The 3,667-nt window shown below is 65.3% G+C and carries 3 protein-coding genes and 1 tRNA gene; 1 reads left to right on the top strand and 3 read right to left on the bottom strand.

The features are described 5' to 3' along the window. Positions 1-361: 361 nt before the first annotated feature. From VGS97_RS01935 to VGS97_RS01925, 3 genes are all read right to left on the bottom strand, one after another. Complete coding sequence (locus tag VGS97_RS01935) at positions 362-808, bottom strand: MerR family transcriptional regulator (RefSeq protein WP_326851402.1); 447 nt, start codon at positions 806-808, stop codon at positions 362-364. Further along, positions 805-1,143, bottom strand: coding sequence for a hypothetical protein (locus VGS97_RS01930; protein ID WP_326851401.1), 339 nt, complete (start codon positions 1,141-1,143; stop codon positions 805-807). Before VGS97_RS01930 ends, VGS97_RS01935 begins: the two co-directional genes overlap by 4 nt. Before the next feature lie 823 nt (positions 1,144-1,966). After that, positions 1,967-2,039, bottom strand: a tRNA-Arg gene (locus tag VGS97_RS01925). A gap of 590 nt (positions 2,040-2,629) precedes the next feature. On the opposite strand from VGS97_RS01925, the gene VGS97_RS01920 reads away from it, so the two are divergent. Beyond that, entirely contained in the window at positions 2,630-3,619 is a 990-nt protein-coding gene (locus VGS97_RS01920) for a serine protein kinase RIO (protein ID WP_326851400.1), read from the top strand. The last annotated feature ends 48 nt before the right edge of the window (positions 3,620-3,667 follow it).

The raw sequence follows: 3,667 nt of genomic DNA, 5'->3' as shown, positions 1-3,667 counted from the left end.
CGCCGCCATCGCCCTGCAAGCCTTTCTGGCCGCCTGGCTCGGCCTCACCCTCGGCGCAAAGGCCGGCGAGCGCCTGCGTGAGAACGCCGAACGCCTCGCCGCACTCGCCCTGGCAGCCCTCGGCGCCTACCTGATCATCGCTCGCATGGCCCACCGCTGACCCAGTACGACAAATCACAAATGGTCGTAGACGTCAGCCCTACCAGCGAACGGCCCTGGTGATCCGCAGTGGGTCCTCGTCCTCGTCCTCGGTTTCCGGCGCCCGCGCCGACGACCCTGGCCGCACTCGCAGCAGGCAGCACACCACGCAGGCCAGACCGACCAGGGGCCCAAGATCGTCAGAGCGTGAGCCGGTCGGGCGTCAGCCGCAGGGACCGGTATGCCGGTTCTCCTCGGCAAGATGGGTGAACGGGACAGGGCAGCAGGTGATGCCTGCGCAAACGGTCAGGTCGTCGCAGCCAGCCTCTACGGCCGCGGCCAGGGCGGTGCGGATGGCGGTCAGGTCGGCGATCTTCGCGTCGACCTCGGCGAGCTTGGCCTGTGCGCGCTGTTGTAGGCCGGGAACCGGGCGGCCGTGGCGATGACGTCCGGTCTCCAGCAGTTCGGCGACCTCGTCCAGGGTAAAGCCGAGCCGCTGCGCGGCCTTGATCACCCGCAGCACTGTAACCGCCTGGTCGTCGTAGAGGCGGTGCCCGCCCGGGCTGCGGCCGGGCTCCGGGAGCAGACCGCGTCGCTCGTAGTAGCGCATGGTCTGGATGTTCACCCCGGCCGCCTCGGCAACCTGCCCGGTGCGCAGGCCCTCACTCACTGCGGCCCGCCAGCCGCCGCGACAGCCCGCCGTTCCAGAGAGTCCAGGACAGCCACGTGTACCGCGTCCACGGTGACGTCCAGTACGACGGCGTCCCGGCCCGCAGCGACGGTGAAGTCGAAGAACGAGCAGCAGCCGCTCTCCCGCTGCGCAAGGTCGCGCACCCGTTCCTCGGTGCCATCTCCGCCAGTGAGCTCCAGGCGTAACCGCAAGGGTCCGGGCCGTGACGTCCGCTCCAGCCGCTCGGTGATCAGCGCGTCCCATTCCGCGACCCGCAGCGGCCGCTGCTCGGTAGGCAGCGAGCACGAGGCCGACACCCAGTCCAGAACGCTCATCCTGATCACTCTGATCACTCCGTCATCGTCACGCCTTCAGGCAGGGACGTCTTCGACGGTAAACCCGTACCTAGGTACCGGATGCAAGCAGCATGCGGCTTCGTCGCTCAGTTGGCGCACGAACATCAGCGGCATCCTGGTCATCTGCTACGGCAGCTCGCACGCCGACGCTGATCGGTACCGACGCCTATCTCATGCGGCGTACTGCGCAACCGCTCAAGAGCACTTAATAGCTGCTATATCGACACCGTCGTCGCAGCGAATCGTGCGTTTGCCACCACCACGCTCAAGCAAGCATGGCGACTCGACCTCACGTCCCGGCTCCCGAGCATCTGCGCCAAGACCCTGATAGTCCGCGGCGAGAACGATGCGCCAGTACGATGCTTGACGTAAGACGATTACTGAATGGCGTCGCCGACAGCGGGTACGTCGAGATCGCCGGCGCCGGACACTCTCCGATGGTCGACAGCCCAGACCGATTCGCCACGATACTTCGCGACTTCCTGCTTGAGCCGCCGCCGTCGGATGGGCGTCCCTACGCGGCCGATTCATTCCCGCATAGCGCGGGTCGGAGCGCCCGGCCACCTAGCCACATCGTGCCTCAGACACACCGACGCGTTGTTCACGTACACGACCTACGTACACACGAGCGGAAAACCTGACAGGGGCGCGTGACGCGCTCGGCTGCAAGCACTCAGCTTTAAAGAAGATCCAAAAAGCGATTGTGACATTTGTGATACCGCTGGTGTCACGCGGTCTCGCGACGTCACATAGTTGAGAAAGTCCCAGACTCCCCACCTGCGGGGATACATTGGTTGAAATGCGCGCTCGGAGGGATTCGAACCCCCAACCTTTTGATCCGTAGTCAAATGCTCTATCCATTGAGCTACGAGCGCTGGGCGCTGCCATCGGGGATTTGGGTCCACGGCTGGCCGACCCGTTGAGTGTACATGGTGCGGGGGGTGGGTCAGCAAACCGTTAGTCCGAGGGCGAGGAGGACGGCACTAGCGATCGCCGGTGGGGGTGGTGTACGTCGAGTGTGCGTTGAGTGCGTGCTGAGTGCACGTTGCGGAAGTAGGTGGTGCAGGGGATGGGGCGTGTAGGGGCCTCGGTTGGCTAGTTGCCTGCGGTGGGGGCTGTTGGGGAAAAGCAGTTGCGGGGTGAGGGGGCACGCGTCAGACTCGGGGCGTTGCGCGGCGGGGTTGGTGCCTCGCGGTCGTTCGTAGCGGATTGTGGTGGCTCGCGGTGCTTGGCGTCGCGTGCTGCGGAAGCGGAGGAGGTGGCTTGTGTCCAAGGTCGTTGTTCTGGGCTCGGCCCTGTTTTGTCCTGCCGCTTCGCTTTGGTTCTGAGCTGCGCAGTTTGAGGGTTTAGGCGCCAGCATGAGCGTTTGATTTTTTTGGGCTGCTCATTGCTTTTTTGCTGCGCGCGGCTGCTCCGGTGAAGCGGAAATCGTTCTTTCGCTTTGTTTGGAGACTTTTCAGTGCGCATGCGGTCGTTCGACTTTGATGGTGATTCTTACGACGCGAGCTCCTCTGGTGGCTCGCCTAGACGGGGGAAGCGCAAGTGGCGCTTCGACGAGGACGCTGAGGCTGGCAGGCCGGTGATGCGGCGGGGGCGGCTTACCGATCTGGAGCGGGCGCGGTTGGCAGTTGCTCGCTCGGAGGCCGATGACGGGCTGCCGCTGCCGGACGGCGCTGATCGCTGGTCTACCTGGGGGCAGGGGGAGCTTGGGCCGGAGCCTTATCCCTCGTGGGTGATTACCGAGGAGGGCGCCGTCGACATGTGGTTGGGCGTGGTGAAGACGGGCAAGGAGGCCGAGGTTCACCTCATCGAGCGGACAGTGCCGGGAACTGCACGGCACGTTTTGCTCGCTGAGAAGCGATATCGCAGCGCGGAGCATCGGCTCTTTCATCGTGACGCCGGGTACCTTGAGGGGCGGCGGGTCAAGGAGTCGCGGGTGGAGCGCGCGATTACGAACCGGACCGCGTTCGGGCTCAAGCTGATCGCTGAGCAGTGGGCGGCGGCGGAGTTTTCCGCGTTGTGCGGGTTGTGGGCGGCGGGGGCTCCGGTTCCGTATCCGATGGAGCGGGTCGGGACTGATTTGCTGCTTGAGTTCATCGGGGACGCCGACGGGGGCGCCGCGCCCCGGTTGGCGCAGGTACGGCCGGACGGTGACGAACTGCTTGACCTATGGGAGCAGTTGGTTGACGGGCTGGCCTCGCTCGCGCGGGCCGGGTTCACGCACGGCGACTTGTCGGCGTACAACGTGCTGGTTCACGACGGGCGGCTCGTGCTGATCGATCTGCCGCAGGTGGTCGATGTCGTGGTCAATCCGCGGGGCGCGCAGTTGCTGGAGCGGGACGTGCAGAACATTTCTGGCTGGTTCGCGGCTCGGGGGTTGGTCGCGGCAGACAAGCGGCGTGAGGAGTTGCTGGATTTGCTGCGGTCGGAGGCAGGGCTGGCTAAGGGTGTCTAGGGGAATCTAGGAGGAATGGAAGAGTCGGGCATAGAGAGACAGAGGGGG

Origin of the sequence: Actinocrinis sp. (assembly GCF_035946395.1) — a bacterium.
In the GTDB taxonomy this organism is placed as follows: Bacteria; Actinomycetota; Actinomycetes; order Streptomycetales; family Catenulisporaceae; genus Actinocrinis.
This window is presented reverse-complemented; position numbering and strand designations above follow the sequence as displayed.